We start from the raw sequence: 25,768 nt of genomic DNA on the forward strand, positions 1-25,768 counted from the left end.
CCGTCAGTCTAGTAAGGGGGACGGCGCCCCGCATCACGCCCGTACCGCCCGGTGCACGGCGACAATGCCCGAAGACAGGTTGCGCCAGCCGACCTGTTGCCAGCCGGCGCGGCCGATCCGCTCGGCCAGCGCAGCCGGATCCGGCCAGGCTCGGATCGAGTCGGCCAGGTATTCGTAGGACTCGGGGTTGCTACTCACCCGGCGGGCGACGGCGGGCAGGCCGCGGACCAGGTACTCGAGGTAGATCCGGCGCAGCGGAGCCCAGCCGGGGTGGCTGAACTCGCAGACACACAGCCGGCCTCCCGGCCGACAGACTCGGTAAAGCTCGCGCAGCGCCGCGTCTACGTCGGCCACGTTGCGCAGGCCGAAGGAGATCGTGACCGCGTCGAAGGCAGCGCCGCGAAAGGGCAGCCGCAACGCGTCCCCGGCAACAAATCGCAAGTGACGGTAGCGGCGGCCCCCGACGGCGAGCATGCCGAGTGAGAAGTCGCAGGACACGACAGTCGCGCCGGCCGCGGCGAACGGCAACGACGAGGTCCCAGTTCCGGCGGCCAGGTCGAGAATCCGTTCCCCCGACGCGGCGGCAACCACCGAAGCGACGACCCGCCGCCATCTGCGGTCCTGCCCCAGCGAGAGCACGTCGTTCGTGAGGTCGTAGCGAGCAGCCACGTCGTCGAACATTGCCTGGACCTCGGCCGGACGTTTGGCGAGGCTGGCCCGGCTCACCGCGCGGCCACCGGCACCTCGTGGACCACCCGACCGTGCAGGATGGTCGCTACACACCGCCCGGACCCGTGCTCGACGAGCTCCCGGTAGACGTCCCCGGAGGTGTCGACATCGATCACGGCCAGGTCAGCTCGGGCGCCGGGGGCGAGCCGCCCCACGTCATCAAGCCCGAGCGCGGTCGCACCGCCGATAGTCGCTGCCTCGAGCAGCCGCTGGTCGAGGCCCGACGTTTCCTCGCGGGACTGCTCGCCAACCAGGTGGCGTACCGCGCGTAGCTCCTCGAACATGTCGAGCGAGCTCACGGATGCGAGCGAGTCCGTTCCGATCGCCAGCGGACTGCCCTCGGACAGGTAGTCGAGGATCGGCGCCCGGCCAGCCCCTAGTGTCCGGTTTGAGCGGACGCAGACCGCGACGGACACCCGGTGCGCCCGCAGCAGCGCCCGCCCCTCGGCATCCACGTGGATCCCGTGCGCAACGTGCAGATCCGGCGCCAGTGCGCCGAGGTGAGCCAGCTCCGCCGCGGGAGTGCGGCCCGACCCAGAAGCACCGACGAGTTCCAGGCGAAGCCCGAGCCGTCGGGACCATTCGGCGAACGGGCCGGTACCGGCGCCCACGAACTCGACCTCTGCCGCGGTCTCCGCAAGATGGGTGTGTAGCCGCAATCCGCGCTCGCGGGCGAGCTGAAACGCGCTCCGGAACACCGCCGAACCGAGCGTGTACAGCGAATGCGGGCTCACCCCGACCCGGCGACCCGGCGGAGCGGCCCGAAGCGCGGCCTCGAGCCGATCCGCGACGGCCGGCCATCGCTCGTCGTCGACTCCAACAAGCTCGAGGTAACTGATGCCGGCGAGGCCGACCTCCGCGGCCGGGCCGAGGGCAGCCGGGTCGGTAACCACGTCGGCAACGCAGGTCGTACCGGCCTCCAAGGCCAGCCGGACGCCGGTGGCCGCGCTGTCCGCCCAGGCCGCGTCGTCGAAATCCCGGCGGCGTGCAGTGAGCGCCGAGATCCAACTCGGAAAGTCCACCGGCCCGGTCGCGAGATCGGCGAACGCCGAGTACTGGAGGTGGGTGTGCGCGTTGACCAGCCCGGGAAGCAGCACACCCGGCCAGCGTCGGGCCGGGGCGGCCGGGAAGCGCCTGGCGAGCATTTCCGCGTCCCCAACCGCGCAGATCCGGCCGTTGGCGACGGCGACGGCACCCTCGCGGATCGGCGACGCGGTGATCGGCAGGACGACCGACGCGCGGTGCAGTTCGACGTCGGCCGTCGCGCTCACGCGGGCGTTAGCGTGAGCGCCGCTCCCCGACCCCTCTGAACCGCGGTCGAGGAGAAGTGCGAAACCACCCGGTCGTCGGTTGGGTCATGCGCGGGATCGGCGTGAACCAGGAGGCGGCGGTAGCTGGTGTCCCGCTGAGCCGGAATGCGGCCCGCGGCGCGGATGAGCTGGATCAGCTCTAGCCGGTTGGACCGATGACGCGCGCCGGCAGAGGACACCACATTCTCCTCGAGCATGACCGAGCCCAGATCGTCGGCACCGTAATGAAGGGTGAGCTGACCCACGTCCTTGCCGACGGTGAGCCATGATCCCTGGAGGTGAGCGATGTTGTCGAAGAACAGTCGGGCAAGCGCAACCAGCCGGAGGTACTCCACGATCGACGCCTGGGTGCTGCCCTTGAGGTGGTTGTTCTCCGGCTGGTAGGTCCACGGAATGAACGACCGGAATCCGCCGGTGCGGTCCTGAACGTCACGGATCAGGCGCAGATGCTCGATCCGTTCGGCGTTTGTCTCACCGGTCCCCATCATGAAGGTGGCCGTCGACTCGACGCCGAGCCGATGCGCCGTCTCCATGACTTCGAGCCAGACCGTACCGGCCTCTTTGAGCGGGGCGATCGCCTGCCGCGGACGTTCGGTGAGGATCTCGGCTCCGGCGCCGGCGAAAGAGTCAAGCCCGGCATCGGTCAATCGGACGATGACGTCGCGGATCGGCAGCTGGCTCACCCGGGAGATGTGCACCACCTCCGATCCACCGAGGGAGTGCAGTACCAGCTGCGGATATCGGGACTTGATCGCCGCGAAGGTCTGCTCGTACCACTCGATTCCGAAGTCGGGGTGGTGGCCGCCCTGGAGCATGATCTGCGTGGCGCCGAGTTCGACGGCCTCGCCGCAGCGGCGCAGGATCTCCTCCAGGTCACGCACCCAGCCTTCGGAGTGCTTGGGCGCTCGGTAGAAGGCGCAGAACTTGCAAGCCGTGACGCAGACGTTGGTGTAGTTGATGTTGCGATCGATGATGTAGGTCGCGATCCCGTCCGGGTAGCGCTGGCGGCGAACAGCGTCCGCCGCCCGGCCGAGGGAGTGCAACGGGGCGTCTCGGTAGAGCGCGAGCGCCTCGTCCGGGGTGATCCGCCCACCGGCTGCAGCCCGGTCGAGGACCGCCGACGTCTCGCTCGACTGCCGCAAGGACACTCCTCGGCTCGGGGCGGATCCCGAGATCTCCCCGGAAACGGATGCCTTGAGCGTAACCAGTGCGCCCGGGCCGGCGACCGCCCCCCCGATCAGCTACCGGACCGCAGCCGGGCCAGCAGATCGAGTACGCCGACACTCTTGTCGATGTAATCGTCGGCCCCGAGCGCGAGCGCCTGTCGGCGCGCAGCAGGTTCGTCGCACCCGGTGAAGACGACTAGCCGGGCCTGTGGCAGCAGGGGCCGCAGCCGGCTGAGCGTGGTCATCCCGTCGAGCACCGGCATCGTGAGGTCGAGCAGCACGAGCTCCGGGTGTTCCCGGATCGCCAGGTCGAGCAGCTCGGCGCCGTCCGCGGCTGCGCCGACCAGTTCGAAACCGCCGTCGTCCTCGAGAAGCAGGCTCAGCAGCTCGCGCAGGCTTGACGAATCATCCGCGAGCGCCACCCGGATGCGACGCTGTGTGACAGCAATCCTACGCTGCGTAGTCGGCCCCACGGCCCGAGTGTGCCCCCGAACGGACGAACGGTCAGTAGCCCGGACAGACTATTCCGGCCCGGTCACGTGACGAACTCGGGCTCCACCCCGGCCGGGACGACGCCGCGGGCCGCGGCCCTCCGGGCGAACTCGGCGAGCCCCGCCAGTTGGCGCGGCCCCAAGGAGAAGTCGAGCGTCCGGAAGTACCTGGCGAGCGTGGCAGCGTCGAAGTCCTCCCAGCGCGCCGCTCCGGCGGCGACCTCATCAACCCGGTCGAGCGATAAATCGCGGGACCTGATGAATCCCTCGTGGACCTCCTTGACCAACCCGGGGTGCCCCGCGGCGAATTCGCGCCGGGCCGCCCACACCGCGAAGACCATGGGCAGGCCGGTCCAGTCCCGCCAGGCCCCGCCGAGATCGTGCACCGCCAACCCGAGCCGGGGGCCGTCCACGAAAGTCGCCCGCAACGCCACGTCGCCGATAAGAACTGCCGCCCGGGCCTCCTGCATCATCGGCCCGAGCTCCGGGGGGCAGCTGAAGTAGCGAGGGCGCACCGAGTGGCGCTCCTCCAAGAGCATCGCGGCGAGCAAGACGCTCGTCCGACTGGTCGAGCCGAGCGCGACCGGCTCACCACCCAACTCGGCGAGCGGCAGCTGACTCACCAGGTTGACCGAGAGCACAGGCCCATCGCTGCCGACCGCGAGATCCGGCAGGAGCAGCAGGTCGTCGGCGTGCCGCAGGTACTCGACGAGGCTGATCGGACCAATATCGAGTCGGCCGGCGACTAGGTCCTCACCGAGCCGTTCCGGGCTGTCCTTGGTGAGCTCGATGTCGAGCAACGCGCCGGAATGCACCAGTCCCCAGTAGATGGGCAGGCAGTTGAGGAACTGAATATGTCCCACGCGAGGTCGTCCAGTGATGCGCTCGCTCATCGGCGAAACCGCAGGCCGCTAAGGGGAAAGTGGGATGCAAGCCGTGTCATCGAATGACCGCTCAACTCCGTTGTTGACCGTGGTTCTGTGGTCCAAAGTGGTCCACGATCTTGGCTGTCCACAGCCTACGGCGAGTGGTCCGAGAAGGTCGCGGCGGGTGGCCACCGTTCGAGCCGTTGCCGGCTTGGAGAGGAGCGTGCCGTGAGTCGACCAAGCGGGATTCGCCGCCTGGTACGGGATCCGCCGCCGGGTACGGGCCACGGGGGCCGTCTACGAGGTTCGCTGCCGCGATCTGGGGTCTAATCGCAAGCCCAGGGCGGCATCGAGGAAGACTTCGAGCGTGAGACCGACGCCCGGCGCTGGTCCGACTAGACGCCTAGTCGCGCGGGCTGCTCGGGGGTCGGCGTGGGGCGGTGTACGCGGCGCGACGCGCGGCCGTAGTGCCTCACTCATGGGTGTCCGGATCGGGTCGTTTCCTCACTGAGACGTCCGGATGCGCGCGGGGGCTTCACCTCCTACTGACCCCGGGTGTTCTTCGTACTGACGAGGTCTACCAGACGCTGCTGGCAGGCGATGATGTCCCGCAGCTGGGGTGCGGCGGGCGAGGCGGGCGAGGTAAATGAGGCGGGCGAGGCGGCGCCCAGCCGGCCCCAACCGGCCCCAACCGGCCCCAACCGGCCCCAGCCGTCGGCGAGTGTGCAATTTCCGACCGAGGGCACGCTCACGGACGGGTACGGGGCGTCGGAAATTGCACACTCGGGGGTAAGCGGCGGCGCCTGGGCACACATCCGAGCCGACGCTCGGCCTTGACAACAGGCGGTTGAGGAACTGAATGTGCCCGACCCGGGGCCGCGCCGAGGAACTCACCTGGTCACCCTACGGAGCGGGTCGACGGTTGCCGGCCGGTGCCCCGGCGATCAGTCGTCGAGGGTTAGCACCAGCTGGGGTGGCGGCACCACGTGGTCGGCGGCGAGCGGGCGGACCGCCGTCCCGATCGCAAGGTACTCGATGGTGTGCGAGCCCCAGGTGTGGCTGAACTGGTTGAGGGCGACACCGACGATGCCTTCGGCCTCCAGCGCCTCGGCCTCCTTCTGCATCCGTTCCATGGCGAGCTCCCTGGCGTCGTACAGCGCCTGGGTGAACGTAGGGAGCTCGGCATTCTGCCCGACGTTCGACAGCGTCGAGGCGATTCCCCGATGGGCGACGTGGTAGACGCAGCTCCCCATCACCAGGCCGAGCGGGGCGTAGCCCGTCTGAAGCAGGGTCCAGAAGTCCTGTCCGGACAGGTCACTGGTGAACGGTTGACCCTTGTTGTTGCGCCAACCGGTCGACGTGGTCTTCTCGTGATCTGCCCGCACGGCCGTGCCGACCGCGATGAACTCGGCGATGTCGGAGCCCCACTCCTTGAACTCGACGTCGAGCCGGACTCCTACTACGCCGTCGGCGCCCAGCAGGTTGGCCTCCGCCTCCATCCGGCTGATCGCGAACTCCCGGGCCTGGTACATCGCCTGGCTGAGTACGTCGAGTTCCTGATTTTTGCTCCAGCGGCCGAGCTGAAGCCCGACGTGGTAGATGGAGCTACCGAAAACGAGGCCGAGCGGATGGAAGCCGGCCTCCTTCACGAGCAGGAATTCGTTGACGGACAGGTCGCTGGTGAAGATGGACCCGCGGTTGCCGGGTTTCAACTCGCCGAGCCGCTTCATCGCAGCTTCGGGGAGGCCGTCGGCTTGGGGCTCGGTGCTCACGTGTCTTCCTTCCGCAGATCAGACATTGATGACGGCTTCGGGCCGACGCCGGCGAACCCGGTCGGACAGCGGCAGGACAGCCAGCCGACGGCCATGGGTCCGTTGGCCGGATGCGTACTGGGCGAGCGCAGTCCCGAGCACGGTCGCCTCGCCGATGTGGTCGCGCCCACCCTGGTAGGCGCGACACTCCTGCTCGTGCATTTTGAGATCCATGGCGGCCACGACGGCCACCTGCCCGCCCACCCGGGCGAGATCAGACTCGACCGACACCCGGGCCGCGGCCCGGGTGTCGGTCACGAGCTGGGTGTAACCGGGAATCTCCGCATTCGCGACGTTGAACATGCTGCGGGTCATGACCGTGCGGTAGTCGTCATGACGGATTTCGACCGCGATACCCATGACGATGTCGACCGGGATCCAGCCGGCTTCGAAGATCTTGGCGAAGTCTTGACCGGATAGGTCGGAGAGAAACGGCCGGGGGGGCCGGTGCGGGCCGGGCGCGCGGATCGCCGTCCCGATCGCCTGGAACTCGAGTGCGTTCATGGCCCCGGGGAAGCGGCTCATCGACAGGCGCACGGCGACCACCCCATCGCCACCCAGCGCCGCGGCCTCGGCGCGAGCCCGCTCCATGGCCCGGTGTCGCACGTCGCGCAGGGCGTGCACCAGGTAGCCGAAGCCAGCCCAGGCCCCCCCCGCCCCGGACATCGTCTGCCAGCTCGTCTGGAGCGGGACGCCGCAGTAGCCCGGTCCGGCGAACCCGATCTGGTAGACACTCGAGCCCATCACCTGTCCGACCGGCTCGAAGCCCACAGATCGGACCGCTTCGAATTCCCCGATCGTCAGGTCGCTGGTGAAGGCCCGGGAACCGGCCAGGGCGGCTAGCCGCTGCTGGGCGCGCAGCGGAAGCCGGCCAGCCGCGATCAGCGCCGCGCTACGCTCGTCGTCGGACGGGGGCTCGGACGTGGTCACCATTCCTCCTCGGAGGTAAGCCCCAGGATGGCAGACTCGGCCGAGTGACGGAACCAGCCGACGTCGATGCGCTCGCGGCATCGATTCGCGCCGACTCGGCGGACCTGTCGGTTTTCCTCGAGGTGCTCGCCGCGAAGTTCGAGGATGCCCTGCCGAACCTCACCACGGTCGACCGTTCCGGCGGCCGCTTCGGCCGACGCAGCCGGGTGGAACGGGTGTCGGTCGGCATCGGCGACCGCAAGTTTCTCGTGGCCCGTGCGTCGACCGGAGTGACCTCGGAGATCGTGCACGAGGTGCGTGGGGTCCGGCTGTCCGGGGATCAGGTCGACTTCGACACCTGGTCGCGGGCCCTGGCGACCGAGTTGGCTCTTTACGCGACCGCGGAAAGCCGCGGCCGGGAGGCGCTGTCCCGGCTGCTCAGCTGATCGGGCGACCCGCCGGCCCGTCGCTGCGGTCGGCGAGGGCGTCGACCACCGCGTCCTCTCGGGCAGCTCGTGCGGCGAACTTGCTCCGCCGGGTGTCGACCGCCTGGCTCAGCGCCGCGGCAAGCTCGATCCGCAGCCGGCTCAGCACGAAATAGCTGAGCACTCCGGATACCAGCAGGGCGGCGACCGCGAGCAGGACGCCGCGGAGACCGGCCACGTAGCCAAGGCCCAGGGCGGCGACCAGCAACCCGAGGCGGGCCACGTTGTACCGGAACCAGACCCCGCGACGGGGCGCCGCGGGGGCGGTCACGCCGGCATCGGCTGCGGAGACTCGCGCAGCCGTGGATCGGGGCCGTCATAAGACCTGAGCACCTCGTAGCGGGTGTTGCGCTCTACCGGGCGGAACCCGGCTCCGCGGATGAGGTCGAGCAGGTCCTCTCGGGTCATGACGTCCGGCGTGCCGAAGCCGTCCGCGTCATGGGTGATCTTGTATTCGACGACCGAGCCGTCCAGGTCGTCCGCGCCGAACGACAGCGAGAGCGCCGCGGTCGCGAGGCCGTGCATGACCCAGAAGTTCTTCACGTGCGGGACGTTGTCGAACAGCAGACGCGACACGGCGAAGGTCTTCAGCGCGTCGACACCGGTGGCCATCGGAAGATGCGACAGCGCATTGTTGTCGTTGTGGAACCGGAGCGGGATGAACACCGCGAAGCCACCGGTTTCGTCCTGCAGCTCGCGCAGCCGCAGGACGTGGTCCACCCGGTGCCGCGGCTCTTCGATGTGCCCGTAGAGCATCGTGGCGGGGGTACGCAACCCCTTGCCGTGAGCCAGCCGGTGGATCCGGGACCAGTCCGGCCAGTGCGTGTCGTGGTCGACGATCTTGCGCCGCACCTCCCAGTCGAAGATCTCGGCGCCGCCACCGGTCAGGGAGTCGAGACCGGCGTCGATCAGCTCGTCGAGCACCTCGTCGGCAGGCAACCCGCTGATCTTTTCGAAGTAATGAATCTCGGTTGCCGTGAAGCACTTGAGTGCCACCCCGGGCAGGGCGGCCCGTAGCTCTCGTAGTACCCGCGGGTAGTACTTCCAAGGCAACGTTGGATGGAGCCCGTTGACGATGTGCAGCTCGGTGATCCCCGCGGACTGCATGGCGGTCGCGAGCCGAACCGCCTCCTCGACCCGCATCGTGTAGGCGTCGCTCTGGCCGGGCTTGCGCTGAAACGAACAGTAGGCGCAGGAGGCCGTGCACACGTTGGTGAGATTCAGGTGCCGGTTCACGTTGAAGTAGACCGCGTCGCCGTGGCGGCGGGTCCGCACCTCGTGCGCCAACTCACCGAGCCACGCCAGGTCGTCGCTGGCGTACAGCGCCACCCCGTCCTCGTAACTCAGGCGGTCGCCGGCGTGCACCTTTGCCTCGAGCTCACGCCGCCACCCGGCGTCCACCACCACGGGGTCTCCCTCTGTATCCGGGAGACCAGCCTACGTCGTCAGTGCCCGGCACTCCCGCGCCACCGCCGGACCACCAGGGCGCAACCCACGAGGACCATCGCGGCGATCGGGATACCGACGGCCAGGCCGGTGTCGGGAAGTGCCCGCCCCGGGCTAGTGGGCGCTTTCGGAGCCACGGCCGGGGCCTGCTGAACGGTCGCGGGGACGGCCGCCTGGAAGACCGCCGACTCCGCGATCTGCCCGATGGTCAGCGTCCCGGTCGGGCTGGCCACCGAGACGATGCGCGGAGCACTGAGGCGGGCTCGGCTGGGTACCGCACGCAGAGCCGCCGGGACGGTGATGGACGGGAGGGTGACGAGCAGTCCGGCAGCCCAGGCGTAGGCCTTGGTCTCACCGCCACTACGGGCAGTGGCGTGGGCGACTTGCCCCAGGGAGATAGCGGGCGGCACGAACCGCACCCCGGTGATCGAATCGAGGGTCGTGGTCAGGTTGGTGACCACGGCGGCGAACTGCGACAGGGAGGACGCCAGGCCCAGCACATCGACCGAGCCGATCGTGGCGGTGGCCCCGGCAGTCGGCGATGAACTGGCCAGCGCGCTCACCGCTACGCGAACCCCGTTGACCACGGCCAACGGATTGGCATGCAGCGCCGTGCCGACGTCAGTTAGCAGGTTGCTGATGGCGCTGACGAGGCTCGCGGCCTCGACCATCGTCGTGTTCGCGGCCGCGAGGCCGCTGTGCAGGGCGAGAAGAGCGGTCTGGCCGACACTTCCCAGGCTGTTCCAGTAGGCGAGTGTGTCGTCGCCCACGGCGACAAGTGGCGAAAGGGCGGATAGGAACGCCGCCTCCGCCGTATTGGACAGCGTCTGCGCGGACGCGAGGCTCTGTGCCCCGACCCCGAGCGCGGCCTGACCGGAGGCGACCGCCGCGTTGTCCGCGGTGATCGCGGCAGCCGTCGTGGCGGACACGGTCGAGCCGAGCACTGCGACGAGCCCGGCGATCTGACTGGTCGTGAGCTGTCCGAGGTTGAGCCCGAAGGCGTCCAGCAGAGAGCCGATCGACGGCAGCCCGAACTTGCCGACCGTCAAGGTCTTCGCGGCCAGCGCCTGGCTGCGGGTCACGGTCGAGGTGGCAACGAGGTTCGCGGTTCCGACCGTGAGCGGAATGCCCAGCAGATTGACGCGTCCGAGACCGGACATGGTCGCCGACGCCAGCGGGTAACCGCCAGCGGTGCTTGCCACGACATTCACGGTCGGGCCGGTGATGCCCCCAATCGGCAGGCTCGCCGACTGACCACCCACGGTCTGGGGCGAGTCCGCGGGCGTGACCCGTACCTCGCCCACCTTGCCGGTAACGCTCGAGTCGATGGGCACTACATCTAGCGTCGAGCTGAGCGTGCCGAAGGTCGAGCTGGCCAACCTGAGCTCGCCAGCGGCCACCGAGGTCGTGCCGGACGTCAGCTGGAACAGCGTGAACTCCGACACCGCCGAGCCGGCGGCCGGTACCGCCGTCGTCGCGGCGAGGGCCGGGACGACGAGGGCCGGGACCAGCGCGACCGCCAAAACAGCCGAGGCGGTGCGCAGAACGGGCCGGATGGCGGCCATGGCTAACCCCCCTAGTTTCTTGCTGTGTGCAGCCTGCCCGGCCGCCTGGTCCGGGGACAATGGCCCATCGGGACCATATGTCGGGCGATTCCGGATCTTGCGGGTCCTCGCCATTTCGCTGCGGACAACGGCCCGGATAGATCACAATCCGGGAAAGCGGTTCACCGGGTGCGGTGTCCTGCTACCTGACGGCAGAGAGAACTGGGGGAAACATGGAGACCCGTGAGCGGCTCCTGACGCCGGGAGAGGTCGCCAGCCTGTTCCGCGTCGACCCGAAGACGGTGACCCGATGGGCCGCCGCCGGGCGGATCAGCAGCATCCGCACCCCGGGCGGCCACCGTCGCTTCCCCGAGTCCGAAGTCCGCGCCCTGCTTCGCGGCGAGGAGCCGGCGCGAGCGGACGGCACCGCCGCGGTCCCGCCGGCTCGGAGCCCCCGGGAGAACGACACCGCTCCCGCGTAGGTTCCCGCTAAGACCCGCGCAACCGGCCCGTCCAGCGGGCGAACAGCGTGTGGTCGATACCGATCGCGTCGAGGATCTTGCCGGCTACGAAATCGATGAGCTGCTGGACCTCCCGCGAGTCGGCGTAGAACGCGGGTGACGCCGGCGCGACCACGGCACCGGCTTCGGCCAGGGTCAGCAGGTGGGACAGCGTGGCGCGGGCCAAAGGCATCTCGCGGGGAACGACGACGAGGCGCCTGCCCTCCTTGAGGGTGACTCCGGCAGCCCGCTGCAACAGATCCTTGGAGAGCCCCAGCGCGATCCCCGCGACCGCGTCCGTACTCGCCGGGACGACGATCATTCCGGCAGCCGGGTACGACCCGCTGGACGGACCGGCGGCCAGGTCCGCTGGACTCCAATGCGCGAGCCCGTCCACGTCACGGCCCAGCCAGCGTTCGGCGCGCTCCGCCCAGTTTGCGTCGTTCCAGCTCACCCCGGTCTCGTCGAGCAGGGTGAGCCTGGCGGCCCGGGAGATCACGAGGTCGACCGGCGCCCCGGCGTCGAGCAGGCCACGGATGACCGCCGCCGCGTACCCGGTGCCGCTGGCCCCGGACACGCCGACCACCCACGGGCTGCGGGTAAGGCTCACCAGTGCAACCCGCCCGAGGCCAGATCGGCCACCGCGAAGCCGAAAAGCAGGAAGCTGACGAGGCCGTTCGCGGTGAAGAAGGCCCGGTTGACCCGGGAAAGGTCTCCCGGCCGGACGACGGCGTGCTCGTAGCCGAAGATGACCGCGGTCACCGCGAGGCCCGCGTCCCACCATCCGCCTAGGCCGCTGAGCGCGCCGAACCAGACGAACAGCGCAAAGGTCACCAGATGCGTGACCGCCGACGCGACCAGCGCGGTCCGCACCCCGAATCGGGCGGGGACCGAGCGCACCCCGATGACCCGGTCGATCTCGGCGTCCTGGCAGGCGTAGATGAGATCGAAGCCCCCGATCCACAACCCCACGGCCAGTCCGAGCACAACCGCCGGCCCGGACCAGCGGCCGGTGACCGCGACCCAGGCCCCGATCGGCGCGACCGCTTGGGCGAGGGCGAGTACCGCGTGCGGTGCCCAGGTGACCCGCTTCGCGTATGGGTAGGCGACCAGCGGGACGACGGCGAGGGGAGCCAGCTCGAGGCAGAGCGTGGACAGGGCGGCCGCCGCGGCGAAGAACACGGCGAGGGCCAGGAGCGCTCCGGCCAGCGCGGTCGGCACAGTGACCTCGCCGGTCACCAGCTCGCGCTGCGCGGTCCGCGGGTTGCGGGCGTCGATCGAGCGGTCGATGACCCGGTTGGCCGCCATTGCGAACGTCCGCGCTGCCACCATCGCGACGGTGATCAGCAGCAACTCCCCGACCCGGAGCCGGCCCCCGTTGCGTGCCATCGCGGTGAGGGCGGCGAGGTAGGCGAACGGAAGGGCGAAGACCGAATGCTCGATGACGACGAGTCGGAGGAACGCACCGACTGGGCGGCGCCTGGCCGGGGGGGCGTTCCCTGCCAGCATCGTCGGGGAGCTCACAGCCCGTACTCCGGCCAGCGCCGGTCGACCAACTCCACGATCTCGGGATCCATCCGGATCGGCTCCGGCCAGCCTCGGTGATAGCCCTCGGCCGGCAGCTTGCGCGTGGCGTCGATTCCGATCTTGCCACCCCAGAACTGCTGATAGGCCGCGTGGTCGAGGTGGTCGACCGGCCCGACCGTGGTCAGCAGATCGTGGGCGTAGTCCACGTTCCCGAAGGCCCGCCAGGCAACCTCGGAATAGTCGTGCACGTCGCAGTCGGCGTCGACGACTACAACGAGCTTGGACAGCGAGAGCAAGCCGGCGCCCCACACGGCGTTCATGACTTTTTGTGCCTGCTTGGGGAAGCGCTTTTCGATGGACACGATGACGCAGTTGTGGAACACGCCCTCCACCGGCAGGTCCATGTCGACGATCTCGGGAATGGTCAATCGCACGAGGGGGAGGAACAGCCGTTCGGTCGCCTTGCCGATCGGGCCGTCCTCCTGGGGCGGGCGGCCCACCACGATGCTCTGGAAGACCGGGTCCGGCTGGCTGGTCATGCACTCGACGCGCAGCGCGGGGAAAGGCTCGACCGGCGTGTAGAACCCGGTGTGGTCCCCGAAGGGCCCCTCGGGACGTCGGGCGCCCGGCTCCAGCCAGCCCTCGAGAACGAGCTGCGCGTGAGCCGGCACCTGCAATGGCACGGTGAGGCAGTCGACCAGCTCGACCCGCGAGCCCTGAAGGAAGCCGGCGAAAAGGTACTCGTCGATCTCCGGCGGCAGCGGGGCGCTCGCCGCGTAGGTGACGGCCGGGGGGCAGCCGAAGGCGATTGCGACCGGCAGCCGCTCCCCGCGCCGCTCGGCGACCGCGTGGTGGGCCGTGGAGTCCTTGTGGATCTGCCAGTGCATGCCGATGGTCCGCGGATCATGGCGCTGCAGTCGGTAGAGGCCGAGGTTGCGCGCACCGGTCTCCGGATGCCGGGTGTGGGTGAGCCCGAGGTTGAGAAAGACGCCACCGTCGTCGGGCCAGGACTGCAGGCCGGGCAACGACGTGAGATCCACGTCTTCGCCCCGGCGGACCAGTTCCTGGCACGGTGCGGTCTTCACCCGCCGGGGAGGTGCCGCGCGTAACCCGGAGAGCCGGGACACCGCCGCCCGCAGCCCACCGATCCCGTGCGGCAGCTCGGGGCGCAGCAGCTCGGCGATCCGGCCGCCGAGCTCGTCCAGGGACGCCGCCCCGAGCGCGGACGCCATGCGACGCTCGGTCCCGAAGACGTTTATCGCCAGCGGCATGTCACTTCCGGCGACCCGCTCGAACAGCAGGGCCGGCCCGCCCGCCCGGATGACCCGCGTGACGATCTCGGTGATCTCGAGCCGCGGGTCGACCCGTGTGCGGACCCGGTGCAGATCGCCGGCTCGGTCCAGATGCCCGAGGAAGTCCCGTAAGTCGTCGAAAGCCATGCCGAGTCCGGACGGCGGTCAGACGCCGGCGTAGGAGTGCAGCCCGTTGATGAATATGTTGATCACGTAATAGTTGATCATCAGCGCCGCGAAGCCGAGCAGCGCGATGGCGGGTGCGGCCCCGCGGAAGGCTCGGGTGGAACGGGCGTGCAGATAGGCCGCGTAGATGACCCAGGTGATGAACGACCAGGTCTCCTTCGGGTCCCAACCCCAGTACCGGCCCCAGGCCGATTCGGCCCAGATGGCACCGGCGATGATGGCGAAGGTCCATACCGGGAAGGCGAAGGCGAGCACCCGGTACTCCGCCCGGTCAAGAGCGGCCGCGGTCGGGAGCCGGTGCGCGATCGGGAATCGGGGTTCCGGTGCGCCGGCCGCACTCCGGCGGTCATACCGGCGGCGGATGAGGTGCAGGCAACTGACCACCCCGCCGACGAACAACGTCCCGGTGGCGGTCATCGCGGCGACCACGTGAATCTTCAGCCAGTAGGAGTGCAAGGCCGGCACGAGCGGACCGGCTTTGACGTAGAGCACAGTGCCGGCCAGGCCGAGATAGAGCGCGACCGGCAGCATGACGAACACACCGAGGTCCCTGGTCCGAGGCTGCCGCCACTGCAGGACGAGGAACCCGACGACGGCGATCAAGCCGACCATGGAGCTGAACTCGTACATGTTGCCCCAGGGCACCCGCCCGTTGCCGAACCCGTCGGCGATCCCCCGGGTGACGACTTCGCCGACGTGCAGGGCGACACCGAGCAGCGACAGGGCGATGGCGATCCGGCCGAAGCGCGCACCGCGCGCCCGTCCCGGTTCGCCGGGCGACGCCTGGGCCGGGTGGGCTGTCGGCTCCGGACCAGCCGTATCCGCGGGCATCCCGCCGGCACCGACCAGTACCGGTTGGCGTTGTGAGACCGGCGCGGCGGAGCCAGCCATCGGCACCCGGCGGCCGAAGGCGAACGAGGCCGCGAACGCGAACATCGCGCAGACGTACACGGTGAGCGCCGAGGCGAACAGGTCGTCGGAGATGGCTGCGACGTGCGGGTCGGGCACGATCACTCCTCATCCAGGTCCGGCCGGCCCGCGCTGCCGCGGCCCGGATCCAGGAGCCCGACGAGCTCCGCGAACTCGTCGGCGAAGTCGTCGTGGTCGGTCCGGGCGAGCCCGGCGACGTCGACCACGGTACGCCCGTCCGGCGACCCGGCCCCGGCGGGGGAGGCCCTGAGCCAGACCCGCCGGCGGCGTACCCGCAGCGACAGCACAAGGCCGGCAACCATCGTCAAGGCCGCGATCAGGGCCAGGGTCCGCCCTGGATCGTGGGTGACCTGGAAGGCGCCGAACTGCTCGACGTCGACGAACTCGATCCGGCCACCACCGGGCAGCCGCATGGACTGGCCCGGAACCAGAACTCCGATCCCGATCTTCTTCAGGTGCGTGGTGTCGAGCTCGAAAACGTTCTGCGGAGCGCCGCCAGTCAGGCCGAGGTCTCCTCGATAGGCCGTCAAGGCGACCACCGGGTGGCGAGCGGCCGGATACAGCGAGAGCGGCAGCCCGCTCGCTGACAGCCCGGCGGTCGGAAAGAAGAAGCCGGTGAACCCGAGCTGAGGCACGGCGTCCGGGACCTTGATGACACCGGTCGACGCGAAGTTGGTCACCTCGATCGGAGGAAAGATCGTCGCCTGGTCGTAGACCAGATTGCCGTGCGCGTCCCAAACCTCGAACCGGGGGGCGTACCCGTGCCCGAGCAGGTAGACCTTCGTTCCGCCGATGTCGAGCGGATGGTTGACCCGGATGTCGTAGCTGCGGGCGGCCTCGCCCGGGGCCGCCGTGTACCGGACCGGGGCATCGAAGCTGACCGCCTCGCCGGAGGCGGTGTAGATCGCCCGAAAGCCGGTCAGGGTCAGTGCGAACGGCGCCAGCTCACGGTCGCTGAAGACGCGCCCCGGATGGAAGGTGTCGTACCCGATCAGCGTGTTGGAGAAGCCGCCGCCCTGGACGATGTTCACGGTGCCCTTGTACCCGAACACCCCGCCGAGCCCGATCCCGGCGAGCAGCCCGAGCAAGGCAAGGTGGAAGAGCAGGTTGCCGGTCTCCCGCAGGTAGCCCTTCTCCGCCCCCAGGCTCACCACCCCGTCCGGCTCGGCCCGCACGTCCACCCGGAAGCGGCGTTTCCGAAGCAGGCGCCGGGCGGCGTCCACCGCGGCCGTCGGATCGCCGGGGACGGTCCAACTGGCGTGGCTGCGCAGCCGGGAAAGCCGGCGCGGGGCGGCCGGTGGGCGAGCGGCCAGGGCCCGAGCGTGCAGTCGGATGCGCGGGACAAGACATCCGATCAGCGACACGAACAGCAGGAGGTAGATCGCGGCGAACCACCAGGCGCCGAACACGTCGAACAGCGACAGGCGGTCGAGCAACGGCGCGAGATGCGGATGCGCCGCGAAGAACCGGGCAACCTTGTCCGCGTTGAGCCCGCGCTGCGGCAGCAATGAGCCGGGCACGGCGGCTAGGGCGAGCAGGAACAGCAGAAGGATCGCCGTCCGCATCGACGTGAGCTGCCGCCACCACAGCCGAACGGTGCTGCGCGGGCTGCGGCCGCGCGCCGAGGGCGGCGGCTCGGGGGCCGTGGACAGCGCCGATCCCGCGCCGTCGTCCACAGCCGCCGGATCGGTCCGCACCTCGGTCATCAGATCGACGTGGTGAAGCCGGGGTAGAGGCGCAGCATCCACCGCGACACGTCAGCCCAGGCCCCGGTCACCAGCAGCACACCGAGGACCACGAGCAGGCCACCGCCTACCCGCACCACCCAGCCGGCATGCCGCCGGACGAAACGGAAGGCGCGCAGCGCGCGGCGGAAAGCGAGGCCGGCCACGATGAACGGGAGACCCAGCCCGAGGCAGTAGACGAACGCGAGCAGTGCCCCGCGGGTGCCGGTGGCGCCGTTGTAAGCGAGGGTGAGCACGGCGCCGAGAGTAGGCCCGGTGCAGGGGGTCCAGCCGAGTCCGAAGATGACCCCCAAGACCGGCGCCCCGGCCAGGCCGACGGCGGGAAGACGGTGAATCCGGGCCTCGCGCTGGAGCCCCGGGACCACGCCGAGAAAGGCGAGCCCGAGAACGATCGTCATGACCCCGAGGCCCCGATCCACGCCGATCTCGTGGACGAGCAGCTGCTTGCCCAGGTGACCGAAGAGTGCTCCCAGGCTGACGAACAGGACCGAGAAACCGACGACGAACAGGACCGAGCCGGCGAGCACCCGCCCGTACCTCCGGATCCATGGCCGGGGGGCCGGGTCCGCACCGTCGACCTCGAGCTCGGCCCCCGACAGTCCGGTGACGTAGGACAGGTAGCCCGGCACGAGCGGCAGCACGCATGGCGAGGCGAACGACACCAACCCGGCCAGCGCCGCGATCGGGATCGCCAGCAGGAACGACCCGTTGGCGGTGGCGGCGACCCCGCCCGCGTCCCCGGCGAGGAGGATCACGACGGTTCCGCAGCGACCTGGCGGACCACCGCGAGCAGCCCGGTGAATTCGACCGCGCCGAGGATCCGGACCGCCTCCCGGCCGCGCCGGTCGATGACGACCGTGCTCGGGATGGTGTCGGGCGGAAGGTCCGGGAAGCTCAGGGCGGTCTGCTCCGAGGGATCTTCGATGCTCGGGTAGGTGATCCCGTGTCTCCGGTCGAACGCGGACGCCTCCACGGCGGTGTCCCGGACGTCGATCCCGAGTACATGCACACCGAGCGGCGCGGTCTGGTCGGCGACGGCTTCAACCGCGTCGGCCTCGGCGATGCACGGCGCGCACCACGATCCCCAGAAGTTCACGACGATGACGCTGCCCGACCAGGCTGAGCTCGAGAAAGGTTGCCCGTCGATCAACGTGCCGGTCAGATCGGGCACCGCCGGGCGGTCAGCAGCGGCGAGCACCGTCTCGCCTTGGCCGAGGTCTATGTAGTCCTTCGGATTGCCGGTCGTCGGATCCACCGCGTTCGATCCGCTGCACCCCACGAGCACCGCCGTCGACAGGATGAGCGGAAGGAGCAGGCGGTTTCTAGGCACCGGGCATCCACGCGCTCCCGGCTGCGGAGCCGGCCGGCTCGGTGTAGCTCACCGCCGCGATCCGGTCGCCGTCGTAGTGCAGGGCGGTGATGCTGGCCAGCCCGCATTGCCGGCGGTCCGGACGATGCCAGAGCCTGCGCCGCTCGACCGACCGGCGGGCGACCCAGATCGGCAACTGGTGGCTCACCAGCACCGCGTGGCGACCGGACGCCGCCCGGCGGGCGTCGTCACAGGACGCCAGCACCCGCGCGGCCACCTGACGGTACGGCTCGCCCCAGGACGGGGTGAACGGGTCGCGGAGGCTCCACCAGGTGGACGGCTGGCGCAGGGCGCCGTCCCCGACGCCGAAGCGGAGCCCCTCGAACCGGTTCCAGCTCTCGATTAGCCGGTCGTCGACGACGATCTCGAGGCCGAACTGCTCGGCCACCGGCTCGGCGGTCTCGCGGGCCCGCTCCATCGGCGAGGCGACGACCACGGCGACATCGAGGTCGCGCAGCGCGGCGGCGGCCAGTTTGGCCATCGCGACGCCCCCCGCCGAGAGCCGAAACCCGGGCAGTCGACCGTAGAGGACCCCGTCGGGGTTCGCCACCTCGCCGTGGCGGAGCAGGTGCACGGTCGTCCGGCTCGGCGGGCTGCTCATGGGTCGACGTCCGCGGCCGCCCGGGCCGCCGGGCCCAGAGCGGATTCGATCGCCTCCAGGGCCGCGTCGTCATGAGCGGAGCTCAGGAACCACGCCTCGTAGCCGGACGGGGGAAGGTAGACGCCGCCCTCGAGCATCGCGTGGAAGAACGCCGCGTAGCGGGGCGCCGAGGTCCGCCTGGCCGAGACGAAGTCGCTCACCGGCTCGGCCGTGAAGAACACCGAGAACAGGCTGCCGGCCCGGTTGATCTGGTGTGCCACCCCGGCCTCGGTCAGCGCCGCTTCCACCCAGCCGGCAACCAGGCGCGCACCCGCGTCGACCCGGTCGTACACGTCGGGGGTGCAGGCGCGCAGCGTGGCCAGCCCGGCGGTGACCGCGACCGGGTTCCCGGAAAGCGTCCCCGCCTGGTAGACCGGGCCCCCGGGCGCCAGGCGGCTCATCAGCTCGGCCGACCCGCCGAATGCGGCCGCCGGCAGACCGCCGCCCATGACCTTGCCGAACGTCATGACATCGGGCGTGACCCGCTCGAGCCCCCACCAGCCGCTTGGCGACACCCGGAAGCCGGTCAGCACCTCGTCGAGGACGAGCAGGGCACCGCTGTCGGTAGCGAGCCGGCGCAGCAGGGCGTTGAAGCCGGGCCGCGGCGGAACCACCCCCATGTTGGCCGGCGCGGCCTCCGCGATGACTGCGGCGATCTCCGGCCCGCGCTGCGCGAAGAGGGACTCGACGGCAGCGGCGTCGTTATAGGGAAGAACGACGGTGTCGGCCGCCGACGCACCGGTTACCCCAGGCGTGTCCGGCAGGGCGAATGTGGCGGCTCCGGAGCCGGCGGCCACCAGCAACGCGTCGACGTGCCCGTGGTAGCAGCCGGCGAACTTGACGATGAGGCGGCGCCCGGTGGCGGCCCGGGCAAGCCGCAGCGCGCTCATCGTCGCCTCCGTGCCGGAGTTGACCAAACGCACCTGCTCGACGGCCGGCACCCGGCGGACGATCAGCTCGGCGAGCTCGATCTCGGTGCTGGTCACCGCTCCGAAGCTGGTGCCCCGACCAACCGCCGCCCGCACCGCCGCGACAACCTCGGGGTGGGCATGGCCGAGGAGCAGTGGCCCCCAGGAGCAGACCAGGTCGACGTAGCTGCGGCCGTCGACATCGGTGAGGTAGGGCCCCGAACCCGACGCCATGACGACTGGAATCCCACCCACCGCCCCGAATGCGCGGACCGGTGAGTTCACCCCCCCGGGGGTGACCGACAGCGCCCGGTCGAACCAGTGCCGGGAACCCTCCCCCGGGAAGGCGGTGGCTTCCGCCGTCACGACCGGCCCAACCGGGCGGCCAACTCCGCCGCCCAGTAGGTCAGCACGACATCCGCGCCGGCCCGGCGGATGGCGGTGACCAGCTCGAGGATGGTGCGATCGCGGTCGAGCCACCCGTTGTGGGCCGCCGCCTCGAGCATGGCGTACTCGCCGGAGACCTGGAACGCCGCGACCGGTACGTCCACCTCGTCGGCGACCCGTCGGATCACGTCGAGATAGGCCAGGGCCGGTTTCACCATGACCGCGTCGGCGCCCTCGTCGATGTCGAGGCGGACTTCGCGCAGGGCTTCTCGCGCGTTGCCGGGATCCTGCTGGTAGCCCGCTCGGTCGCCGAGTTGGGGGGCGCATTCCGCCGCGTCGCGAAATGGTCCGTACAGCGCGGACGCGAATTTGGCCGCATAGGCGAGGATCGCGACATCGACGTGTCCGGCGTCGTCGAGCGCGGCGCGGATGGCCCCGACCTGGCCGTCCATCATCCCGCTGGGTGCAACGACCTGGGCGCCGGCCGCGGCTTGGGCGACGGCGATCGAGGCGTACCGGTCCAACGTGGCGTCGTTGTCGACCTGGCCCCCTGGGGTGAGCAGTCCGCAATGCCCGTGATCGGTGTACTCGTCGAGACACAGATCGGCCATCAGGACGGTGGCGTCGCCAAGCTCGGCAGCCAGATCGGCAAGGGCCAGCGCCACGATGCCTTTCGGGTCATCCGCCGCGCTCCCCCGGGCATCTTTCGAAACCGGGATGCCGAACACGATCAGTCCGCCGACACCGGCGTCGACCGCATCGTGGGCGGCTTTGCGCAACGAGTCCCGCGTGTGCTGGACGACCCCGGGCATCGATCGGACCGGAGCCGGTTCGGTGATCCCCTCCTTGACGAACAGCGGCAACACGAGGTCACCGGGATGAACCACGGTCTCCCGGGTAAGCCGCCGCAACGCCGGCGTCCGCCGCCAGCGCCGCGGCCGCTGGGCGGGGAAACCGCTCACTTCGCCTTCTTCACCGGCCGCGCGGCTGGTCGGCTGCGGTTGGCCTTACCCGGCGGCTCGTGCTCGTTGGCCAACCGGCGCGCCGACCCGAACTCGGCGAGACCGTCGGCCAGGACGAGTGCCGACGCCGACCCGGCCATGACGTCCACCCGCAGGCCGAGTTCCTCTGCGGTCTTCGCGGTCTGCGGGCCGATCACGGCGATCACCGTGGACGCGTGTGGCTTTCCGGCGATGCCGACCAGGTTGCGCACCGTGGAGGAGGAGGTGAAAAGGACCGCGTCGAATCCGCCGGTCTTGATGGCTTCCCTGGTCTCGGCCGGCGGCGGGGCCGCGCGCACCGTGCGGTAGGCCGTGACGTCGTCGATCTGCCAGCCGCGCTCGAGCAGACCGGCAGCCAGGGTCTCGGTCGCGATGTCGGCTCGAGGGAGGAACACCCGGTCTAGGGGGTCCAACCCCGGCTCGTAGTCCGGCCAGTCCGCGAGCAACCCTTCGCTCGACTGCTGGGCGGCGGGAACCAGGTCCGGGCGGATTCCCCAGGCCTGCACCGCCGCGGCGGTGATCTCCCCGACGACGGCGACCCGCACCCCGGCGAATGCCCGGGCATCCAGGCCGAGCTCTTCGACCTTCTCGCGCACCGCCCGGACCGCATTCGTCGAGGTGAAGGCGATCCACTGATAGCGACCGGACACCAGGCCGTTGATCGCTCGGTCCATCGCCTGCGGGGTGCGCGGCGGTTCGACCGCGATGGTCGGGACCTCCACCGGCACGGCGCCGTAGGACCGCAGCCGCTCCGAGAGCCCGACGGCCTGCTCCTTGGTTCGAGGCACGAGCACCTTCCAACCGAACAGCGGCCTCGTTTCGAACCAGCTGTAGCGCTCGCGGACGGCGACGGCGTCACCGACGACGAGCACCGCGCGCCGCTCGGTCAACGCCGCGAGCCGGCCAGCCGCCGCCTCGAGGTCCACGTCGACGGTGCGTTGCACTGTGGTCGTGCCAGCCACCGTGACCGCGGCCGGCGCACCCGAGCGGCCCCGGGCGGCGAGAGCCACGGCAAGGTCGGCCAGCGCGCCCGGCGAACCGCTGGCCACGACCGTCGTGGTCGGGTCGACGAGAGCCTCCCAGTCGACCGACGCAGCATCGGCATCAACGAGCGCCACCACTCCCGACCGACGACCGGCAGGAAGCACGCCCATGTAGGCGGCGACACCCAGGTGGTCGGAGACGCCGGGCACGATCTCGAGGACGATCTTGGCCTTGGCACAGGCGTCGATCTCCCGGACCGCCGCGTAGCCGAGCCCGGGGTCGCCGTCCACCAGGCGAACCACCCGCCGGCCCTCCCGGGCCGCGGCGGCGAGCAGCTTCGCTACGACGGCCGGCGGATCGGCCGGGTCGATCGCGCGCAGCTCGACGCCCACCCGGCAGTGGTGACCGTGCGCCTCCAGCAGGGCCGGATCACCGACCAACACGTCGGTGCCGGCGAGCAGCTCGGCACCTCGCAGGGTGAGCAGGCGCTCGTCGCCGGGTCCGGCGCCCACGAAGGCCACGCTGCCCGGCTGCTTCCGCTTCGTTCGGGTCGTGCTCACTCAGGACTCCATCAGATCGGCCGCACCCGCGGCGAGGAAAGCCGCGGCCAGGCGTTGTCCGGCTCGGTCGGGATCGTCGACCGGGCCGGTAGTGGACAGGCGAAGCACCCGCGTGCCGTCATGGCTGACGACGACCGCGGACAACTGGATACCCCGGGGCCCGGTGACCGAATCGGCACCGACGACCGTGGCGAGGGCGCCGACCGGGGCACTGCACCCGGCGCCAAGAGCGGCCAGCAGGGCGCGCTCGGCCCGGACCGCGACGTGGCTCGCCGGGTGATCGATCTCGCGGAGCAGCAGTCGAGTCCCCTCGTCGTCGGCCCGGCATTCGACTGCCAGCGCCCCCTGCCCGGGGGCCGGCATCATCCGTTCCGGCTCGAAGATCTCGCCCGCCGCTTCAGACCGGCCGAGCCGGAGCAATCCGGCCCGAGCGAGCAACACTGCGTCGAGATCACCGGGGGCGACCCGACGCAACCGGGTATCGACATTGCCACGCAGCGGCACAATGTCGAGCTGCGGACGGAGCGCCCGCAGCTGGGCCGCCCGACGTGGCGAGCCCGTGCCGATCCGGGCCCGATCGGGCAGCTCCGCGAGCGTTCGCCCGGCGGCGACCAGCACGTCGCGGGGATCCTCCCGGGCCGGGACGGCGGCGATGACGAGTCCCGGATGATCGATCGCGGGCAGGTCTTTCGCCGAGTGCACGACGACGTCGACCTCTCCGGCCAGCAGCCGGTCGCGGAGCGCGGCGACGAAGACGCCGGTGCCGCCGATGTCGGTAAGGCGCGCTGCCGACCGGTCCCCGTCGGTCAGGCTCGGCCGCAGCTCCACCGGACGCCCGGTAGCCGCCGTGAGCGCGCTCCCGACGGATCCGGCTTGCGCTCGGGCCAGGGTGGAACGGCGGGTGCCGACCCGAAGGCTCGTGGTCGCGGTTCCGGTCATCGGCTCTCCGGCGACCCGGGCAGCGTCACGTCGGCGAGGATCACCGCGGCCGGTCCCGCCGGATCAAGTCCGAACAGCTCCCGCAGCGCCTCGGCATAGGCGTCACCACCGGGGGCCTCTGCCAGTTCCTTGACTCGGACGGTGGGGGCGTGCAACAGCTTGTCCACCACCCGACGCACCGTCGCTGCCACCTCGCGGCGGGCGCGGTCGTCGAGGTCCGGCAGCCGGGCGGCCAAGCGCAGGAGCTCGGTGTCCACGACGTCCGCGGCCTTCGACCGGAGCGCCGCGACGGTCGGGGCCACCCGGGCCGACCGGCGGGCCGCCAGGTAAGCGGCAACCTCGTCGACGACGATGCGCCGGGCAGCGTCGACGTCGGCCGCGACGGTGCCGGCCCCCCTCGCCTCCAGCGTGACGCGCAGCGTTTCCAGGTCGGCCACGGTGACCCCGGGCAGATCGCGGACCGCGGGATCCACGTCGCGGGGCAGAGCCAGGTCCAGGAAGAACCTCGATCGACCGCTGATCGCCACATCCTCGGCGCCGATGACAACCCCGCTCGCGCCAGTGCAGGAGACGATGAGATCCGCTCCGGCCATCGCCTCGGCGAGCTCGGCGAGCGGGCGCGCGCGACCGTCGATCTCGTCGGCCAGCCGCCATGCGTTGGCCGCGGTCCGGTTGACGACGGTGACGTCCGTGACGCCAGCCCGCCGCAGGCTGGCTCCCACCAGGGCGCCGATCGAGCCCGCGCCGACGACCAGGGAGGGTCGTCCCTCGAGAGCGCCGAGGGTGGCCCGCGCCAGGTCCAACCCGACGCTGACGAGGGACCGGCCAGCTTGATCGATGCCCGTCTCGGCGTGCACCCGCTTGCCAGTCCGAAGGGCGTGCGGCAGCAGGCTGCCCAGCGACCGACCCACGGTCTGTGCATCGCGGGCCACCCGGAAGGCGGCGCGCAGCTGTCCGAGGATCTGGCTCTCCCCGACAACCATCGAGTCCAGCCCACTCGTGACCGTGAACAGGTGGTGGACCGCCCGGTCCTCGTAGTGGACGTACAGATGCGCGGTCAGCTCGTCGGCAGCCAGACCGGTGGCGCGGGCCAGCGCCAGCGAAACCTCCTGAAGGCCGGCGTGGAACATCTCCACCTCGGCGTAGACCTCTACCCGGTTGCACGTCGAGACGACGAAGGCCTCGGCCACCGTGGGGCAGGCCATCAGGTCCTCGAGCAGCTTGTCGCCGTCCGTCGCGCTGAGCACGGCCCGCTCGAGCAGCTCCACCGGAGCACCGTGGTGCGAGAGCCCGATGCACAGGACGCTCACTGGAGCACCGCCTCGAGGTAGTCGGGCTCGCCGCGGGCCGACCTGCGCTGCTCGTGAAACGCCAGGATCTGCAACTCGACGGCCAGGTCGACCTTGCGGACCTCCACCCCGTCCGGAACGGTGAGGACGACCGGTGCGAAGTTCAGGATGCTCCGGACCCCTGCGGCCACCAACCGGTCGCAGACGTCCTGGGCCGCCGCGACCGGCGTCGCGAGCACGGCAATCGACACGCCGAACTCCTCGATCAGGCGCTCGAGCTCGTCGAGGTGGCCGACCCGGAGGTCGCCGACGGGCTCGCCGACCCGGGCTCGGTCGGCATCCACGAGCGCCGCGATCCGGAAGCCGCGGGAGCTGAAGCCGCCGTAATTTGCCAAGGCATGGCCGAGGTTCCCGACGCCGACGATCACGACCGCCCAGGGCTGGGTCAGCCCGAGCTCGCGGGAGATCTGGTAGACGAGGTACTCGACGTCATAGCCCACGCCACGGATGCCGTAGGAGCCCAGATAGGACAGGTCCTTGCGGACCTTCGCCGAGGTGACACCGGCCGACCCGGCGAGCTCCTCGGACGAGGCCGTGGCGATGCCTGCCTCGCCCAGCGCGCCGAGCACGCGAAGGTAGACCGGCAACCGCGCGATGGTGGCTTCCGGAAGGCCGGTGCGCCGGCCGGGCCGGCGGGGGGCAGCGGGCAACGTCGGGCTCCTGGCGGGAGATGACCGCGGCGATGCGGTGCTGC

Annotated in this window: 26 protein-coding genes; 2 read left to right on the forward strand and 24 right to left on the reverse strand. The window is 70.6% G+C overall.

Annotated elements, in window-relative coordinates; genetic code table 11:
- Positions 1-33: 33 nt before the first annotated feature.
- The 7 genes from VNG13_08785 to VNG13_08815 all read right to left on the reverse strand — a co-directional run bounded on the left by VNG13_08785 (position 34) and on the right by VNG13_08815 (position 7,303).
- On the reverse strand, positions 34-726 hold the full coding sequence (locus tag VNG13_08785; GenBank protein ID HVA60615.1) for a demethylmenaquinone methyltransferase: 693 nt from the start codon (positions 724-726) through the stop codon (positions 34-36).
- Positions 723-2,000, reverse strand: coding sequence for an amidohydrolase family protein (locus VNG13_08790; GenBank protein ID HVA60616.1), 1,278 nt, complete (start codon positions 1,998-2,000; stop codon positions 723-725). Before VNG13_08790 ends, VNG13_08785 begins: the two co-directional genes overlap by 4 nt.
- Positions 1,997-3,181, reverse strand: a complete 1,185-nt coding sequence (mqnC, locus tag VNG13_08795) for a cyclic dehypoxanthinyl futalosine synthase (GenBank protein HVA60617.1) — start codon at positions 3,179-3,181, stop codon at positions 1,997-1,999. The genes VNG13_08790 and mqnC overlap by 4 nt, the downstream gene beginning before the upstream one ends.
- 95 nt (positions 3,182-3,276) lie before the next feature.
- The gene (locus tag VNG13_08800; GenBank protein HVA60618.1) at positions 3,277-3,627 is read right to left on the reverse strand and encodes a response regulator transcription factor; all 351 of its coding nucleotides are present in this window, start codon (positions 3,625-3,627) and stop codon (positions 3,277-3,279) included.
- 113 nt (positions 3,628-3,740) lie between these two features.
- Positions 3,741-4,589 carry a menaquinone biosynthesis protein gene (locus tag VNG13_08805; protein HVA60619.1) on the reverse strand — a complete coding sequence of 283 codons (849 nt, stop codon included), beginning with the start codon at positions 4,587-4,589 and terminating at the stop codon, positions 3,741-3,743.
- Between the two features lie 917 nt (positions 4,590-5,506).
- Positions 5,507-6,292 carry a heavy metal-binding domain-containing protein gene (locus VNG13_08810; GenBank protein HVA60620.1) on the reverse strand — a complete coding sequence of 262 codons (786 nt, stop codon included), beginning with the start codon at positions 6,290-6,292 and terminating at the stop codon, positions 5,507-5,509.
- Positions 6,293-6,352: 60 nt separating this feature from the next.
- The gene (locus VNG13_08815) at positions 6,353-7,303 is read right to left on the reverse strand and encodes a heavy metal-binding domain-containing protein (GenBank protein ID HVA60621.1); all 951 of its coding nucleotides are present in this window, start codon (positions 7,301-7,303) and stop codon (positions 6,353-6,355) included.
- Positions 7,304-7,347: 44 nt separating this feature from the next.
- On the opposite strand from VNG13_08815, the gene VNG13_08820 reads away from it, so the two are divergent.
- Positions 7,348-7,728 (forward strand): hypothetical protein, encoded by a 381-nt coding sequence (locus VNG13_08820; GenBank protein HVA60622.1) that lies wholly within the window; start codon positions 7,348-7,350, stop codon positions 7,726-7,728.
- Here the strand turns inward: VNG13_08820 and VNG13_08825 are convergent.
- Genes VNG13_08825 through VNG13_08835 form a run of 3 tightly spaced genes read right to left on the reverse strand, consistent with a single transcriptional unit; the run spans position 7,721 to position 10,778 of the window.
- Positions 7,721-8,038 carry a DUF4229 domain-containing protein gene (locus VNG13_08825; protein ID HVA60623.1) on the reverse strand — a complete coding sequence of 106 codons (318 nt, stop codon included), beginning with the start codon at positions 8,036-8,038 and terminating at the stop codon, positions 7,721-7,723. The genes VNG13_08820 and VNG13_08825 overlap by 8 nt on opposite strands.
- Complete coding sequence (gene mqnE / locus VNG13_08830) at positions 8,035-9,174, reverse strand: aminofutalosine synthase MqnE (GenBank protein HVA60624.1); 1,140 nt, start codon at positions 9,172-9,174, stop codon at positions 8,035-8,037. The genes VNG13_08825 and mqnE overlap by 4 nt, the downstream gene beginning before the upstream one ends.
- A 38-nt stretch (positions 9,175-9,212) precedes the next feature.
- Positions 9,213-10,778, reverse strand: a complete 1,566-nt coding sequence (locus tag VNG13_08835; GenBank protein HVA60625.1) for a hypothetical protein — start codon at positions 10,776-10,778, stop codon at positions 9,213-9,215.
- 212 nt (positions 10,779-10,990) lie between these two features.
- Between VNG13_08835 and VNG13_08840 the strand changes: the two genes are divergently transcribed.
- The gene (locus tag VNG13_08840) at positions 10,991-11,239 is read left to right on the forward strand and encodes a BldC family transcriptional regulator (GenBank protein HVA60626.1); all 249 of its coding nucleotides are present in this window, start codon (positions 10,991-10,993) and stop codon (positions 11,237-11,239) included.
- A 7-nt stretch (positions 11,240-11,246) separates the two neighbouring features.
- Here the strand turns inward: VNG13_08840 and VNG13_08845 are convergent, their stop codons facing one another.
- Genes VNG13_08845 through VNG13_08910 form a run of 14 tightly spaced genes read right to left on the reverse strand, consistent with a single transcriptional unit; the run spans position 11,247 to position 25,724 of the window.
- On the reverse strand, positions 11,247-11,867 hold the full coding sequence (locus VNG13_08845; GenBank protein HVA60627.1) for a UbiX family flavin prenyltransferase: 621 nt from the start codon (positions 11,865-11,867) through the stop codon (positions 11,247-11,249).
- A complete protein-coding gene (mqnP, locus tag VNG13_08850) occupies positions 11,864-12,781 on the reverse strand; it encodes a menaquinone biosynthesis prenyltransferase MqnP (protein ID HVA60628.1) in 918 nt (305 codons plus the stop codon). Before mqnP ends, VNG13_08845 begins: the two co-directional genes overlap by 4 nt.
- The gene (locus VNG13_08855) at positions 12,778-14,223 is read right to left on the reverse strand and encodes a menaquinone biosynthesis decarboxylase (GenBank protein HVA60629.1); all 1,446 of its coding nucleotides are present in this window, start codon (positions 14,221-14,223) and stop codon (positions 12,778-12,780) included. Before VNG13_08855 ends, mqnP begins: the two co-directional genes overlap by 4 nt.
- Positions 14,224-14,241: 18 nt before the next feature.
- On the reverse strand, positions 14,242-15,270 hold the full coding sequence (gene ccsB, locus VNG13_08860) for a c-type cytochrome biogenesis protein CcsB (GenBank protein HVA60630.1): 1,029 nt from the start codon (positions 15,268-15,270) through the stop codon (positions 14,242-14,244).
- 2 nt (positions 15,271-15,272) lie between these two features.
- Complete coding sequence (locus tag VNG13_08865; protein HVA60631.1) at positions 15,273-16,898, reverse strand: cytochrome c biogenesis protein ResB; 1,626 nt, start codon at positions 16,896-16,898, stop codon at positions 15,273-15,275.
- Positions 16,898-17,692, reverse strand: coding sequence for a cytochrome c biogenesis protein CcdA (locus VNG13_08870; protein HVA60632.1), 795 nt, complete (start codon positions 17,690-17,692; stop codon positions 16,898-16,900). Before VNG13_08870 ends, VNG13_08865 begins: the two co-directional genes overlap by 1 nt.
- Complete coding sequence (locus VNG13_08875) at positions 17,689-18,267, reverse strand: TlpA disulfide reductase family protein (GenBank protein ID HVA60633.1); 579 nt, start codon at positions 18,265-18,267, stop codon at positions 17,689-17,691. The genes VNG13_08870 and VNG13_08875 overlap by 4 nt, the downstream gene beginning before the upstream one ends.
- Positions 18,260-18,907 carry a histidine phosphatase family protein gene (locus tag VNG13_08880; GenBank protein HVA60634.1) on the reverse strand — a complete coding sequence of 216 codons (648 nt, stop codon included), beginning with the start codon at positions 18,905-18,907 and terminating at the stop codon, positions 18,260-18,262. The genes VNG13_08875 and VNG13_08880 overlap by 8 nt, the downstream gene beginning before the upstream one ends.
- Positions 18,904-20,220 carry a glutamate-1-semialdehyde 2,1-aminomutase gene (hemL, locus tag VNG13_08885; protein HVA60635.1) on the reverse strand — a complete coding sequence of 439 codons (1,317 nt, stop codon included), beginning with the start codon at positions 20,218-20,220 and terminating at the stop codon, positions 18,904-18,906. Before hemL ends, VNG13_08880 begins: the two co-directional genes overlap by 4 nt.
- Entirely contained in the window at positions 20,217-21,203 is a 987-nt protein-coding gene (hemB, locus tag VNG13_08890; GenBank protein HVA60636.1) for a porphobilinogen synthase, read from the reverse strand. The genes hemL and hemB overlap by 4 nt, the downstream gene beginning before the upstream one ends.
- A complete protein-coding gene (locus VNG13_08895) occupies positions 21,200-22,786 on the reverse strand; it encodes a uroporphyrinogen-III synthase (protein ID HVA60637.1) in 1,587 nt (528 codons plus the stop codon). Before VNG13_08895 ends, hemB begins: the two co-directional genes overlap by 4 nt.
- Complete coding sequence (gene hemC, locus VNG13_08900) at positions 22,787-23,725, reverse strand: hydroxymethylbilane synthase (protein ID HVA60638.1); 939 nt, start codon at positions 23,723-23,725, stop codon at positions 22,787-22,789.
- Entirely contained in the window at positions 23,722-25,035 is a 1,314-nt protein-coding gene (locus VNG13_08905) for a glutamyl-tRNA reductase (protein ID HVA60639.1), read from the reverse strand. Before VNG13_08905 ends, hemC begins: the two co-directional genes overlap by 4 nt.
- Complete coding sequence (locus VNG13_08910; GenBank protein ID HVA60640.1) at positions 25,032-25,724, reverse strand: redox-sensing transcriptional repressor Rex; 693 nt, start codon at positions 25,722-25,724, stop codon at positions 25,032-25,034. The genes VNG13_08905 and VNG13_08910 overlap by 4 nt, the downstream gene beginning before the upstream one ends.
- Positions 25,725-25,768: the final 44 nt, after the last annotated feature.

This window comes from Mycobacteriales bacterium (assembly GCA_035533475.1).
Classification (GTDB): Bacteria; Actinomycetota; Actinomycetes; order DATLTS01; family DATLTS01; genus DATLTS01.